The organism is Chitinophaga parva, assembly GCF_003071345.1.
GTDB classification, from domain to species: Bacteria; Bacteroidota; Bacteroidia; order Chitinophagales; family Chitinophagaceae; genus Chitinophaga; species Chitinophaga parva.
Window position 1 is genome coordinate 1,965,824 of sequence record NZ_QCYK01000001.1, and the last position, 14,156, is coordinate 1,979,979.

The 14,156-nt window shown below is 55.1% G+C and carries 11 protein-coding genes; 7 read left to right on the top strand and 4 right to left on the bottom strand.

All coding sequences use genetic code 11. The annotated features are described in order from the left end of the window. Nucleotides 1-4 precede the first annotated feature (4 nt). From DCC81_RS08290 to DCC81_RS08310, 5 genes are all read left to right on the top strand, one after another. Nucleotides 5-1,309: an MFS transporter gene (locus DCC81_RS08290; protein ID WP_108686071.1), complete on the top strand. Its 1,305-nt coding sequence runs from the start codon at nucleotides 5-7 to the stop codon at nucleotides 1,307-1,309. Nucleotides 1,310-1,358: 49 nt separating this feature from the next. Beyond that, complete coding sequence (locus tag DCC81_RS08295; RefSeq protein WP_108686072.1) at nucleotides 1,359-4,856, top strand: nitrate reductase; 3,498 nt, start codon at nucleotides 1,359-1,361, stop codon at nucleotides 4,854-4,856. 10 nt (nucleotides 4,857-4,866) lie between these two features. Then, entirely contained in the window at nucleotides 4,867-6,312 is a 1,446-nt protein-coding gene (locus tag DCC81_RS25825; RefSeq protein WP_108686073.1) for a rubredoxin, read from the top strand. Between the two features lie 324 nt (nucleotides 6,313-6,636). Then, nucleotides 6,637-6,957, top strand: a complete 321-nt coding sequence (locus tag DCC81_RS08305) for a MarR family winged helix-turn-helix transcriptional regulator (protein WP_205686274.1) — start codon at nucleotides 6,637-6,639, stop codon at nucleotides 6,955-6,957. Nucleotides 6,958-6,979: 22 nt separating this feature from the next. Further along, nucleotides 6,980-7,828, top strand: a complete 849-nt coding sequence (locus DCC81_RS08310; protein ID WP_108686074.1) for a universal stress protein — start codon at nucleotides 6,980-6,982, stop codon at nucleotides 7,826-7,828. 14 nt (nucleotides 7,829-7,842) lie between these two features. Here DCC81_RS08310 and DCC81_RS08315 read toward each other — a convergent pair whose 3' ends face one another. The 4 genes from DCC81_RS08315 to DCC81_RS08325 form a co-directional block, all read right to left on the bottom strand. Beyond that, complete coding sequence (locus DCC81_RS08315) at nucleotides 7,843-8,802, bottom strand: hypothetical protein (RefSeq protein WP_108686075.1); 960 nt, start codon at nucleotides 8,800-8,802, stop codon at nucleotides 7,843-7,845. A 228-nt stretch (nucleotides 8,803-9,030) separates the two neighbouring features. Continuing rightward, the gene (locus tag DCC81_RS25535; protein WP_165806487.1) at nucleotides 9,031-9,207 is read right to left on the bottom strand and encodes a hypothetical protein; all 177 of its coding nucleotides are present in this window, start codon (nucleotides 9,205-9,207) and stop codon (nucleotides 9,031-9,033) included. After that, on the bottom strand, nucleotides 9,200-10,351 hold the full coding sequence (locus DCC81_RS08320) for a PepSY-associated TM helix domain-containing protein (RefSeq protein ID WP_108686076.1): 1,152 nt from the start codon (nucleotides 10,349-10,351) through the stop codon (nucleotides 9,200-9,202). Before DCC81_RS08320 ends, DCC81_RS25535 begins: the two co-directional genes overlap by 8 nt. Before the next feature lie 9 nt (nucleotides 10,352-10,360). Then, complete coding sequence (locus DCC81_RS08325; protein WP_108686077.1) at nucleotides 10,361-12,490, bottom strand: TonB-dependent siderophore receptor; 2,130 nt, start codon at nucleotides 12,488-12,490, stop codon at nucleotides 10,361-10,363. A 234-nt stretch (nucleotides 12,491-12,724) separates the two neighbouring features. On the opposite strand from DCC81_RS08325, the gene DCC81_RS08330 reads away from it, so the two are divergent. Next, entirely contained in the window at nucleotides 12,725-13,240 is a 516-nt protein-coding gene (locus tag DCC81_RS08330) for a hypothetical protein (RefSeq protein WP_108686078.1), read from the top strand. Between the two features lie 28 nt (nucleotides 13,241-13,268). Beyond that, nucleotides 13,269-14,105, top strand: coding sequence for an NAD(P)-dependent oxidoreductase (locus DCC81_RS08335; RefSeq protein ID WP_108686079.1), 837 nt, complete (start codon nucleotides 13,269-13,271; stop codon nucleotides 14,103-14,105). Nucleotides 14,106-14,156: the final 51 nt, after the last annotated feature.

Genomic DNA, 14,156 nt, shown 5'->3' on the forward strand with positions numbered 1-14,156 from the left:
CAGTATGCAAGCGAACAATCAACCCTTACAAAAACTCAATATTTTCAGCCTGGGCTCATTGCAGATGCGCACCTTTCACATTACGTGGCTGATGTTCTTCGTGTGTTTCTTTGGCTGGTTTGGCCTGGCCCCGCTGATGCCCGCCATCCGCGAAGACCTGCACCTTACCAAAGGGGAGGTGGGCAATATCATCATAGCATCGGTGTCCTCCACCATCATCGCCCGCCTGCTCATAGGCCGGTTATGTGATACCTGGGGGCCGCGTAAAACCGCGGTGCGACTGCTTTTGGTGGGCTCCCTGCCTGTCATGCTGGTAGGCCTGGCCCATGATTATACCACGTTCCTGCTCTTCCGCTTCTGTATCGGTATTATCGGCGCTTCTTTCGTGATCACGCAGTTCCATACTTCCATGATGGTGGCCGCCCACCTGAAAGGCCGGGCCAACGCCATTACCGGCGGCTGGGGCAACCTGGGTGGCGGTGTTACCAATATGGTGATGCCCCTGGTGTTTGCCGCCATCGTGGGCATGGGCTACACTAAATCGGAAGCCTGGCGCTACGCCATGTTGCTGCCCGGGGTAATGATGTGGATCATAGCTTTTATTTACTGGCGCTACACAAAAGACACGCCCGCCGGCAATTTCAGCGAAACGGGCCATGAAGGCTCCACTAAAAAGGCCAACTGGTCCATCCTCCGTGATGTGCGGGTATGGGCACTGGCACTTGCATACGGGATGTGCTTTGGCATGGAGATCACCTTTGATAACGTAGCCTCCCTGCACTTCGTAGATACGTTCGGGTTATCCCAGAAAGATGCGGGCTTCTGGGCAGGTATCTTTGGCTTCATGAACCTCTTTGCCAGGGCGCTCGGCGGCCTGTTTTCCGACAAGGTGGGCCTGCGCTTTGGCCTCAAAGGCAAAGGCATCCTGCTGGCTTCCGTACTGCTGCTGGAAGGATTGGGCCTGCTTTTGTTTGCCCAGGCGGCCAGCCTGCCCATGGCCATCATTTCCATGCTCAGTTTTGCCCTCTTCCTCAAGATGGCCAACGGGGCCACTTACGGCCTGGTGCCTTTTATCAATGAACGTAACATAGGCCTGGTGAGCGGCGTGGTGGGCGCGGGCGGCAACGTGGGCGGTATGCTCTTTGGTTTCCTTTTTAAATCAGACAGCATCACTTACGTACAGGCTTTCTCCTATATCGGTTTCATCGTCATCGGCGTAGCCGCCATCGTATTCCTGTGTCGCTTCACCAACACGCCGCAAGCCTTGCCCAACGAGGCTTCCGGCCCGGTGCTGGCAATGGCAGATTAAAGAAAAACAGGTACTTAATACCTAATACACAGTACCTAATACGATTTTTATGGCAGGAGCAGTTAAAACCACCTGTTGCTATTGCGGCATAGGCTGCGGCATCGTGGTGCAGGAAGACCGCAATGGTCAGTTGAAAGTGGAAGGGGATAAGGACTACCCCGTGAATAAAGGCATGCTCTGTTCCAAGGGCATGAACCTGCACTACACCGTGATGGACAGCAGTGACCGTCTCCTGTATCCTGAAATGCGTGCCAACAGATACCAGCCACGGAAGCGGGTTTCCTGGGACGATGCCCTGGCCCGTACCGCCGCCGTATTCAAGACGCTCATTGATAAATACGGCCCGGACTCCGTGGCTTTTTACGCCTCCGGCCAATGTCTTACAGAGGAATATTACGTGGTCAATAAACTCATCAAAGGGTTCATTGGCAGCAACAATATCGATACCAATTCAAGGCTCTGCATGAGCAGTGCAGTAACCGGGTATAAAATGTCGCTGGGAGAAGATGCGGTACCAGTGTGCTATGATGATATAGAACTGGCAGACTGCATCCTGGTGGCGGGTGCCAACCCGGCCTGGTGCCATCCCATTCTGTGGAGAAGGGTGGAAGCCGCAAAGGCTGCCAACCCGCAACTACAGCTCATTGTGAGCGATCCGCGCATTACGCAGAGTAGTGCCCTGGCCGATGTGCACCTGCAGGTGATGCCGGGCACAGATATCGTGCTGCACCATGCCATAGGCCGCGTGCTGATAGAACAAGGAAAGGCGGATCACGATTTTATAAAACAACATACCAGCGGTTTTGCCGCCTACCGGGAAACGGTGATGCAACGCAGCATTGAAGAAGCAGCGGAGATCTGCGGCGTACCGGCAGCCCTCATCATTAAAGCGGCGGGCATGATAGGCCGGGCCCGTGGTTTTCTCAGCATGTGGACCATGGGGCTGAACCAGAGTGTGAAAGGCGTTCATAAAAATCTCAGCTTGATCAACCTGCACCTGATCACCGGTCAAATCGGAAAACCAGGCGCCGGCCCGCTTTCCCTCACCGGGCAGCCCAATGCCATGGGCGGGCGGGAAGTGGGCGGGCTGTCTAATTTATTGCCGGCCCACCGCAGCCTGGAGAATCCTGCCCACCGCAAAGTAGTGCAGGATTTCTGGGGGGGTGGTGCCATACCGGAAAAGCCCGGGCTTACTGCCACGGAGATGTTTGAAGCCCTGGAAAGCGGCCAGCTCAAAGCCATCTGGATCATGTGTACCAACCCGCTGGTAAGCCTGCCGGATGCAAAGCGCGCAGAAGCTGCGCTGCGCAATGCAAAGTTTGTAGTAGTGCAGGAGATCTCCCATAAGCCGGAAACGCTGGCCTATGCAGACGTAATACTGCCCGCGGCGGGGTGGATAGAAAAAGAAGGTACGATGACCAACGCGGAACGCCGCATCAGTTACCTGGATAAGCTGCGGCCCGCACCGGGAGAGGCTTTGCCGGATGCAGAGATCATTTGCAGGTTTGCGCAAAAGATGGGTTATCCCGGGTTTGATTATGCCTCACCGGCGGAGATCTATGCAGAGCACTGCCAGCTTACCAAGGGTACTAACATTGACATCAGCGGGTTAAGTTATGAAGTGCTGAAGGCACAACGCTCCGTGCAATGGCCTTACACCGGTAGCAGTACCCAGCGGCTTTTTACAGACCACCGTTTTTATACGCCTTCCACGAAGGCCGTCATCCACAGCTTCCCGGATGAAAATGAATCAGAGGCGCTTTCACCGGATTTCCCGTTGATCCTTACTACCGGCCGCATCCGCGACCAGTGGCATACGATGAGCAAGACCGGCAAGGTGGGTAAACTGAAACAGCATATCCCCAACGCTTTCCTGGAGATCCACCCGGACGATGCGGCGGCCCGCAACATAGCGCAGGACGACCTGGTGGTGATCGAGAACAAGCGGGGCAGCGTGCGGGTAAAAGCACAACTGACCAGCAACATCAAAAAGGGGGTAGTGTTCCTGCCCATGCACTGGGGCAAAATATTGAACAGTGACCTGCAAAGGGCCAACAACCTCACATCCAACCTGGTGGACCCGCTTTCCAAACAGCCGGATTTCAAATACAGTGCAGTGGCGGTGAGCCGCTATGAGAAGCCCTTCCAGCGCATCCTGATCATTGGCGCCGGCGCCGCGGCACATGGATTTGTGCACAGTTACCGTGCCCGGAACAAGCAGGACGAGATCATCATTTTCAGCAAAGAGAATTTTCCTTTCTACAACCGCGTGATGCTGCCAGACTATATCAGCGGCACCCAGCGCTGGGAGCAGATCGTGAAAATGACAGAAGAGGAGGAAGGGGATATGCATGTGAAGTTGAAGAAAGGCGTAAGCATCACCCACATAGACCGTGAACAGCAGACCATTACAGACGACCAGGGTGTAGTGCATCCGTACGATGTACTGCTGCTGGGTATGGGCAGCCGGCCGGCCATGCTTAAAGACACGCCCCCGCTGAAAGGTATTTTTACCATGCGCACCCGCATAGATGCAGACCGGTTCAGGCAACACGTGGACCCTGCAAAAGGCCGGGTGCTCATCATAGGCGGTGGCCTGCTGGGCATAGAGCTGGCGGCTTCCCTGCGTGAAGTGGGGGTGCAGGCTACCGTGCTGCAACGCAGCTCTAAACTGATGGACCGGCAACTGGACCTGCTGGGCAGCCAGCTGCTGCACGAAGCGCTTACTGACCGCGGGGTAGAAGTGATCTTTAACGATGAAGTGGCCTTGTACCAGGGTGCTGCGGCGGTGGAATCTGTACGGCTTAAAAGCGGGCGCCTGCTGGAATGCCAGGCCGTGGTAATGTCCATCGGCACCGTGCCAAACATAGAACTGGCGCAGGCTGCAGGGCTTACATGCAAACGGGGCGTGGTGGTAAATGATTACCTCCAGACGTCTGATCCGAATGTGTATGCCATGGGAGAGATCGCGGAATTTAAGGGTAGCCTGTATGGTATCACTGCCGCGGCAGAGCAGCAGGCCGACGTGATAGCCCGTTACCTGGCAGGAGATGTGTCGGCAGTGTACAACGGCACGGTAGGTATGAATATTTTGAAGATACACGGCTTTGACCTTTGTTCCCTGGGCGTGATAGAACCGCCTAAGGACGCGGGTTACGAGGAAGTGATCTTCACAGACCGCTCGCAGCAGTATTATAAAAAATGCATTGTGTTCCAGGACAAACTGGTGGGCGCTATCCTTATTGGCGATAAATCAGAGTTCCAGGAGTTTAAGGATTTGATACAACAACAAACAGAATTATCAGAAAAGCGGCTTTCCCTGTTGCGCTCCGGCAAGAAAACAGAACCGGTGCAGGGAAAGCTGGTATGTTCCTGTGGGAATGTGGGCGAAGGCAATATCTGTAGTAAGATCGCATCGGGGGTTACGACATTATCTGCCCTCTTTACTGCGTCCGGCGCGGGCCTGGGCTGTGGCAGCTGCAAGTCGGAAGTGAAGGCCATCCTGGAGCGGGAGCTGGAAAAGCAGGCTACGCCGGCATTGGTATAAAACATTGTGTATGAGAAAAGGCATTCCTGTTACGATCAATTTTACCGGCGGCATCGTGTCACCGGGTATGTTGCTGCGCGTGCTGGAACTGGCAGCGGCCGCGCAGGTAAAGGAAGTGCGTTTCAGCCTGCGCCAGCAAATGCAGCTGCAGGTGCCGGAGAAACATTTCAAAAATTTCCAGCAGGGCTGCAATGCACAGCACGTATCCTTTCAGCAGGGGCGGAAGCCATTGCCCAACATCACTTCCACCTATCCCGCGGCCGGCATTATGCTGGCGGACAGCTGGCTTACGGAAGGGGCTTACAAGGATATTTTCGATACGTTCCAGTTCACGCCCCGGTTGAAGATCAACCTGTGCGACCGGGACCAGACTTTTGTGCCTTATTTTACCAGTCATATTAACTGGATCGCATCTGCCCACACCCATTACTGGCACCTGGCATTGCGCTTCCCGGAAACGGCTACGGTATACCACTGGCCGGAGCTGGTGTACAGCAGCGATGTGGCGCCGGTATCGCAGGTGCTGGAAGACTTTATGCTAAAGGGTTTCATGGAGATCAGCGCATTGCGCGAAGCCGTAAAATGGGTATCACCTTACATCGGGCGGGCCATTACTACGCCGCTTACCTTGCCGGCTTTCCAGTTGCCCTACTATGAAGGATTCAATAAGCAAAAAGACCAGCAATACTGGCTGGGCATTTACCGCCGCGATGAAACGTTTCCCGTCAGCTTTTTGAAGGATTGCTGCAATGCCTGCCGGGAAACAAACGTGGGTGAATTGTATCTCACCACCTGGAAATCGCTGGTGGTACGTAACATAGCGCCGGCCCACCGCCCGCTCTGGGACTACATCCTGGGCAAGCACCGGGTGAATGTGCGGCATGCCGCCAATGAGCTGAACTGGATCGTGGAAGATGAAGATGACCTGGTGATCAAGCGGGCCATCATCCGGCATTTTGACCGGGAAGATGTGCGCACCTACGGGCTTTGTTTCAATGTGCGGCTGAAGCGGAGCACCGCCCTGTTTGGCTCCGTGATCATCCGCCTGCGCGGCAGCCATGCCACGTCGCGCCTGCGCTCCATGGACCGGTTTGATATTTATTATGCAAAGGATTTTAATCCCAATGCCAGTGAATGGCTGCTGTACCGGGAGCAGGTCATGAAAGAGCACCTGGGGGTGTACCTGGTATCGCTCTGCAAGGAATTTTATGACCATATCAGCCGCCAGGATGTGCTGCAGCAATACCAGGTGGCCAATGCGGCGCCCGTGGTGGAGGAGGTGGCGCCGCCTGCATTGCACCAGTGCGGGGCTTGCCTTACCGTGTATGATCCCGCAGTAGGAGATCCGGGTGCGCAGGTGCCGGCCGGCACTGCATTTGAAGCCCTGCCCGCAGATTATGTATGCAACCTTTGCGAGGAGCCGGTAACGGGGTTTGTGCCATTGCAAGGACGATGAAATCCCCAACGCACGTCCATCTCTTAAAAATCAGCTTAAATTCAAACTAATAATCCCCGCCGCCTGGTTCCCCACTGTGCCCGGGTACAGGCCCGGATCACCATGCTCACTCCCGGGCCGCCTGGCTCCCCACTATGCCCAAGTACAGGCCCGGGTAGCCATGCTCACCCCCCCCGGGGACGCCGTGCACTGGGAAAACGTAAATTTGCAGTAGCACATGGCAGCAGGGAATTTGGCCCAACTGGCCCGGGAACTGGCCCTATCCATGGCAGAACAAAGAACTTTTTGCGGCAGCAGATCCAGCTGAAAATAAAGGAACAGGATTTGAACATTACTTTCGAGCTGCTGGAGGTGATCTTTTACCTGTCCCGCAATGACGGGGCCAACCAGCAGGAAATTGCGGATGTCCTGATCAAAGACAAATCCGGCATGACCTACCTGGCAGACAACCTGGTGAAGCGCGGCATGGCGATGCGCCAGGAAGATGAACAGGACCGCCGCAACAAGCGGATATTCTTAACTGTAGCAGGAAAGTCGTTAATGGACAACCTGGATCCCTGGTTAATTGAACGGTATGAAAAAGCCACGGAAGAGGCATCCGTGCAGCGGACATTGAGAAAGCCATTGCGCTGGTGCAGCGCATGAACCATAAACTCAAGGAGTCGTTATGAAAACGTTACTGATACCCGTTGACTTCACCGCTACCACGGACAATGCCGTGACCTTTGGCGCCGCCTGGGCCAAACGCTATGAGTACGAACGCATCATCCTGCTGAAAACTTTCTACGACAATGTGTTCGATAACATCGTGGTGTCTGCCGAATATGCGCCGGTAAACCAGGAATACCGCCAGCAGGAGCGGCGGGATGCCCGGGAAAAACTGGACCAGCTTTGCCACCAGCTGGTCACCCAGGCCGGCCCGGATGTAAAGGTGTGTACCGCCCAGAGCGAGGCCCCTTTGCTGCGCGCCATCCTGGAACTGGTGCAGCAAGAAAAACCGGAGCTTATTATCATCGGCAGCGACGATCATGACCAGGTAAGTGGCAGCACCATTGCCGGTAGTGTGATCAGCATTGCCAAAACCAGCCCGGTGCGCGTGCTGATAGTGCCGGCCAGCTACCGTTACCGCCCGGTGCAAACCGCCCTGGTGCCCTACAATTACAACGCCCTGCATCATCTCTCCAAACTCAATGCCCTGGCGGTTTCCCCATTGTGGCACCACGTAAACCTGATGGTGCTCAACATTGACCCCAAAGGCCGCTACCAGGAGCCGGATGCATCTTTCTACGAAACCGAAGCCGCTTTGCGTAATTACCTGCACCACTATAATTTTTCCCTGCATTACCGCAATGACCGGAATATTATCCAGGGCATCATGGCCTTTACGGAAGATCACGATGTGCAGCTCATCATTGCCATGCCGGGCAAGTACAGCTTCCTGTATTCATTGACCCACAAAAGCATCTCAGAAGGCATTTACCGCAACACGCGGGTGCCGGTGCTCATTCTTAAATAAAAGGCAATAATGACTTAGCTGGTGAAGGAGTTGTACGCGGTGATCATGCTTTCGTAATCATTGTCCAGGTCTTCCAGCTGGCTGTCTGTGAGCTTGCCGGCATCGCCAGCGTCGCGCATGATCTTTTTGGCGCGCAGCAGGAAGTCGTGGTACTTGTCATAGAAATTTTTGTACTGGGAATCCTTGTCTGCTTTTTTCACGTTGTCGCTGTTGGCGGCGGCGTGGGCGGTCTGTGCCTGTTCCAGGCTGCTGTAGCCGGTTTGGGCGGAATCTGCAAAGGTTTTGTAATCATCCGCATGCTGGCCCATGCCAGACACAAATGCTTTTACAGCGGCCATATCAGCTTTCATGTCGTGGATGGGCTGGCGCAGGGGGCTGTCTTTCAGGGCCACGGCTTCTGCCGCATCGGCCACTGTGTTGATGCGCTTCATCACCGCTGTTTTTTCATCGATCATGATGCCGGCGTAATTGCGGATGGAATCCAGCAGGGCCAGGCCTTTCACGCTTTTGTCGTCTTTATAGTCCTCTGCCTTCAGGTAGTCTGCTTCTTCCTTGCGGAATGTTTCCAGCTTGCCGGATGCCTCAGTGTAGGCCGCCATGTGGGCTTTAAAGAAAGCCTGGTCTTCCTTTGCGAGGGCGCTGGAAGGATGGGCAGGATCGTTCTTGTCGTTGAATGCTTTGATCCTGGGCATGGAAAAAGGAGTGGAGATGCTGAGGAAAGCAAAGCGGTCACCCGGGTTGTGCAGGGCTTTGTCTACCTGCGTTACGTAGCGCGACATCTGGTCCAGGTAGTCCATGTCATGATTGAGCAGGTCTACCACGGAGTTGGTGTAGCCAATGATCGCATTGGCGTCGTTCTCGGAAGAACTGGCATAGGCAGTGGAGTCAGTTCCCTTGCCGGTACCGGTAAGGTTGTTACAGGAGGTGGCCATCATGGCTACGCTGCAAGCCATCAGTACAAAAGCGTTTTTCATGGGTTTGAAATGGTTTGGAGGTTACGGTTCAGGTACAAAAAAAGATCAGGGGGTAATGCATGTTGCACAATTTCCTTTCGGGTCCAAAAATAAGGGTTCTTAACTAATTCTGCACCGTACAGGGCGCAATAAAAAAGCCCGCGGAAGTTTTCCACGGGCTGTGATTAGCGCCTGGTCCATCTTATGGCCTACACCCTCCAAGGCGGGCCGTGCAGACATCCCAGGACTTTATGATTTACGGCGCAGGACTTTCCAGCAGATAATGAATAGCGGAACAATAAGTGCCGTGCATCCAAATGCCTTCCAGGCGCCGTTGCCCAGCAGCGCTGCCAGCAGGCCAAAACCGCTGAGGATACCCAGCAGGAGCGGCGTGCGCCATACTTTTACCACGTTTGCTTTAGCCATTGATCATGTTTGCTTCGATTTGAGAAAAATAGGCTTCCTGCGTTTTGCGGCGTGCAAACCAGAGGTACACGCCGGATGCCAGTACGATGATGCACACCACATCAAATAAGGCCCAGATCACTTTCAATGGCATACCTCCATAGTCGCCAAAATGCAGTGGGCGCGACATTTCCAGGGCCCGCAGGTACCAGGGCAGGTCTATGATGTGGGTGATGTTGCCGGTGCGCGCATCCACCAGTACAGGGGTGAACAGGCGGGAAGTGACATTGCTGGTGCCTTTTGTCCACACCAGGTAGTGATAGGCGCTGCCATAAGGGTTGCCCGGGAAAACCACGCTGGTGGCCTCCATGCCGGGCAGGGCCGCTTTTACATGTTCATACGCCGCCTCCGTGGAGTACAGGCTGTCCCTGGGTATGGGCGGTTTGCCTGCGTAGGGCGCCAGCATTTGTTTTACTTCTGTTTGTCCAAACAGGCCGAAAAGAGGGGTGGCCAGTTCGTTCATCACACCGGTGGCGCCCACGACCACCAGCCATACCAGCGAAGCGATGCCCAGCAGGTTGTGAAGGTCCAGCCATTTGAAACGGCGGTTACGGTCGCGGCGCACGGTGCCAAATTCCAGCTTCTTCATGTAAGGGCCGTACAATACTGCGCCGGTGACCAGGGAGATCACGAACAACAGGCCCATAAGGCCAAGGAATAGCTCACCATTCAGTCCCATGAACATATCCCGGTGAAGCGCCAGCATGGTGCGCATAAAGTCCGGCGGCTGTTTGGTCAGCGGTGGCTCATCCCTGCGCAGGATGCCGGTACGGGCATCAAAATAAAGGTTGTGCGCGAGTTTGGGGGGCGATGCATGATCAGGTAACATGCTTACCACGAGTTGCGGATAATCATCGTCCGGATACATAAAATTAATGACATCATGGGGATAGCGCTGGAAGGCCTGCGCTACTACCTTGTCAAAACTCACCAGGGGTGTACCGGCCGGCATGGGCGGAAAAGGTGCTTCCCTGCTGAAGACCTTTTCCAGCTCTTCCCCGAAGATGAGCGGCAGCCCTGTAATGCAGAGTATGAACAGGAACAGGGTGCAGATCAAACTGGTCCAGCGGTGCCACGCCAGCCAGCGTTTAATGTTCTTTACCATTTGCGTTGCTTAAAATTTTACGGCCACCGTGGTGCTGAAGCGGCGGGGCATCATCTGGCTGATGTAACTGCCCCAGTATACTTCGTTGGTGAGGTTATCCAGTTTGCAAACTACCCGCCACGCGTTGCGTTCATAACCCAGGGATGCATTGAGCACCGTGTATTCCGGGATGTAGAAGGAGCCCTGCGTGTGGGTCTGCGTAATATATGCCTTACCGTTATAGTTGCCGCCAATGCCCAGTTGCAGGCCTTTCAGCGCGGTGCTGCGCAGGTGGTAGCTGATCCAGAGATTGGCCGTTTCTGCGGGGCCGTTCCACTGGCGCAGGCCATCGTGCTGGCCGGTGGCATCCTGGTTCCTGGTGTAAATATCGTTGTGCGAATAGCCGGCAATGATGTTGAGCCCTGCAGCGGGGTTGGCAATCACTTCTGCTTCAAACCCTTTACTCAGCTGGCTGCCGTCCTGCACGGAAAACCCGCTGCCATCAAATGCGGTGTGGATCACATCATTTACATTGATCTGGTAGTAACTGGCCGTACCGGTAAGGCGGCCTGCCAGCAGATCCGCTTTGATGCCGGCTTCCCACTGGTTGGCATGGGAAGGTGTAAAGTCCGTGTACTGGCCATTGGGCTGGCGCGCGGGGCTATTGTTCTGGAAGCCGTTCATATAGTTGCCAAACACGGACAGCCTGTCCCGGATCACCTGGTACACGAGGCCCAGTTTAGGAGAAGGTGCGGTTTGATGGTAACGGCCGTAAGTAGTATCTGCAGTGCTGGTGCCTCTGGATACAAAGTGGTCCACGCGGATGCTGGCCATCACAGACAGGGCGGGAGTGATGTTCAGCACATCGGAAATATATGCGCTGTAGATATCCCGGCCGGTCCATGCAGGGACGAGGGGCACCTTGGCTAAAGCCGCGTCCAGCCTGGCGGGTGTGAGCTCATAGTAGCGGGGATCTTTCTGGTGGATGAGCACATTGTCAAACCCGTTGACCGTGGATGCGGCGCTGCGGGTGGCAGTGGTGAGGTAGTCCAGGCCCAGGACCACGCGGTTGCGCATATTGCCCAGCAGGAAGTCGCCATTGAAGTTCTGCTGTACTTCCGTGGACCCCTGGATGGTATGCTCATGGCCGGGATTGCGGGTCACCATGCTGTCCCGTACGATCTGGTTCCAGCTCCAGTAGCCATCCACCGTTGCATTGGTCTGGGAGAAGGCCGTGGTGGAGGTCCATTGGTCAGACAGCTTGTATTTGGCCTGGCCATACACCGTTACGGAAGGTTTGGTTTCATAGAGATCGTTACTGCTGTAAGAGCGGCGGTAGTCAATGCCCAGTTTGCGCGGGTTGTCCAGTGTGAGCGAGGCCTGGGGGAAGAGGCGGTTGAAGTCGTTTGCCTTTTGTGCATACACCTCCGCATCCAGGAGGAGAGTGAGGCGGTTGCTCACCTTGTACATAAAAGAAGGGGCAAACAGGAAACGCCGGGTGAAGCCGGCATCCTGGAAGCTGCCTTCATCGTGGTAGGCAAGGTTAGTGCGGAGGCAGAGGCCTTTGTTTGCATTGAGCGGGGTGTTCACATCGGCGGTAATACGGCTCAGGTCAAACCCGCCCCGGGTTACACTGATCTCACCACCAAAGGTTTCGTAAGGCTTTTTGGTGATGCGGTTTACCAGCCCGCCAAAAGAAGTGAGGGTGCTGCCAAAAAGGGTGGCAGAAGGCCCTTTCAGTACTTCTATTCTTTCAATGCCCTGCACTTCAATGCTGTTGCCGATCTGCTGTTGCATATCATTGCGCAGCAGGCTGGAAGTAAGGAAACCGCGCAGGAAAAAAGTATTGGACCCGTTCACGAGGCCCTGGCTTACACCGCTTACATTTTTCAGTACATCATTGTAAGTTACAATGGCCTGGTCTGTAAGTATTTCATGCGGCACCACGTTGTACACCTGCGGGTTCTCAATATTCCGGAGCGGCAGGCGTGCCACGTTATTGGATTCTTTTTTTGCAAACTTGTTATAGCCCGTAATGACCTGCACTTCCTGCAGTTGATGGGTGGTGTCTGTTATGGAACGTTTTTGCTCCTGGGCCTGCGCAGGAAGGCTGGTGGCCGTAATGGCCAGGCCAAGGGCGCATGGAATGAATGGTTTCATCTGTTAATGTTGGTTATCGGGATGGGTAGTGTGATGATGACACGGCATACCTGATAAGTACGCCGGGGCAGCTTAGCAGCGCAAAGATGATAACGACTGCAGGGGTTACACCATCGTATCGGGAAAATGGTTTACGCGAAGCGAAAAAATCCGGGGCCTTCCCGGCCGTCACACAAAAATCACATACCCCCACGAAAAAAAGCAGTATTTTTCAAATCCACGATTTTTGTCAACGTGAACATCCGCCACCTTCCATACAACATTGCTGAGCAAGGCGTACCGGACCCACACGGGGTGGGCCTGGCCCGCTATCGCACGCCGGTGGCGGAGGACCACGTACCGGTGTCGCTGCATGGCAACCTGGCCCTGCTGGTCATAAATGGCAGCGTACAGGTGCAAGCTCCCACCATTGCGGTGAGCGTGGCCGCAGGCGGCCTGGTGCTGGCCGCAGCCGGCAACTACCTTTTCACCGAAACGCCGGCCAATGGGCATTACGAAGCCATGCAGTTGTATTTCAGCAATGAATTGCTCACCGATTTTTTCATCAAATACCATGGCTTCCTGCCCGGTGTGGCGCCGGCGGCGCGCCGGCCTTTGCTGGCGTATGCGCCCAGCGATTTTTTGCAGCGTTATGCACCATCAGTGGAACAAACAGCCACGCCCGCAAAACTGGAAGCATTGCTGCACCACCTCCTGCACCTGGACGCTGCAAGGCTGCGCAGCTGGCAGATCGTAGCAGCGCAGGACTGATCATTACGTAACAATAAATCATGCACATATGAGCACACCTGTAATAGGCTGGATAGGACTGGGCAAAATGGGCCATCCCATGGCACAGCACCTGGTAAACGCCGGCTACCCTGTAACGGTATACAACCGCAGCAAAGACAAGGAAACCGGGTTTGGGAATACCGCCACATCGCCCAAGGAAACCATGGCCGGCGCTGATATTATTTTCCTGATGGTATCGGACGATGCTGCTATCCACGACCTGGTGCAGGGCCCGGAAGGCCTGCTGGCAGCAGGTGTGAGCGGGAAGCTGGTGGTCAACATGAGCACCGTGTCGCCCCACATCAGCCGGGAGGTGGCCGCCAGCCTGCATAAGCAAGGCAATGAATACCTGGATGCGCCGGTATCCGGCAGTGTAAAACAGGCACAGGACGCCGCCCTGGTGATCATGGTGGGCGGACCGGCCGCCGCCTTTGAACAAGCCAAACCGGTGCTGGAAAAAATAGGGCGCCTGGTAATGCGGGTCGGGGATCATGGCGCCGGCAATACCGCCAAACTGGCCATCAACAGCATGCTGGCCTATCATGCGCAAGGCCTGGCAGAAGCGGTGTTACTGGCGCGCAACAATGGCATTGCCACGGCAGACCTGCTCACACTGATCAACAACTCCGCCCTGGGCAATCCTTTCATCAAAATAAAAGGACAAGCCATCCTGGATAACAATTATGCACCAGCCTTTGCGCTGAAGCATATTGCCAAAGACCTGCGCCTGGCCAAGCACCTGGGCCTGGCCACCCCATTGGGGCAGGCAGCCTTTGACAGCTTCCAGCATGCGGAGGCAACCCTGGGCGAAGAAGATATTATTGCCATTATAAAGCAACTGTAGCGGGCGGCGTAGCTTTTGGCTAAAGCGGCCCTGTGGCCCGCGTAACTTTCT

Excerpts from the sequence above, each read along its gene's own strand:
- DCC81_RS08325 (WP_108686077.1), bottom strand. The coding sequence starts at position 12,490 with ATGAAACCATTCATTCCATGCGCCCTTGGCCTGGCCATTACGGCCACC.
- DCC81_RS08315 (WP_108686075.1), bottom strand. The coding sequence starts at position 8,802 with ATGAAAAACGCTTTTGTACTGATGGCTTGCAGCGTAGCCATGATGGCC.
- DCC81_RS08335 (WP_108686079.1), top strand. The coding sequence starts at position 13,269 with ATGAGCACACCTGTAATAGGCTGGATAGGACTGGGCAAAATGGGCCAT.
- DCC81_RS08295 (WP_108686072.1), top strand. The coding sequence starts at position 1,359 with ATGGCAGGAGCAGTTAAAACCACCTGTTGCTATTGCGGCATAGGCTGC.
- DCC81_RS08310 (WP_108686074.1), top strand. The coding sequence starts at position 6,980 with ATGAAAACGTTACTGATACCCGTTGACTTCACCGCTACCACGGACAAT.
- DCC81_RS25825 (WP_108686073.1), top strand. The coding sequence starts at position 4,867 with ATGAGAAAAGGCATTCCTGTTACGATCAATTTTACCGGCGGCATCGTG.
- DCC81_RS25535 (WP_165806487.1), bottom strand. The coding sequence starts at position 9,207 with ATGGCTAAAGCAAACGTGGTAAAAGTATGGCGCACGCCGCTCCTGCTG.
- DCC81_RS08290 (WP_108686071.1), top strand. The coding sequence starts at position 5 with ATGCAAGCGAACAATCAACCCTTACAAAAACTCAATATTTTCAGCCTG.
- DCC81_RS08320 (WP_108686076.1), bottom strand. The coding sequence starts at position 10,351 with ATGGTAAAGAACATTAAACGCTGGCTGGCGTGGCACCGCTGGACCAGT.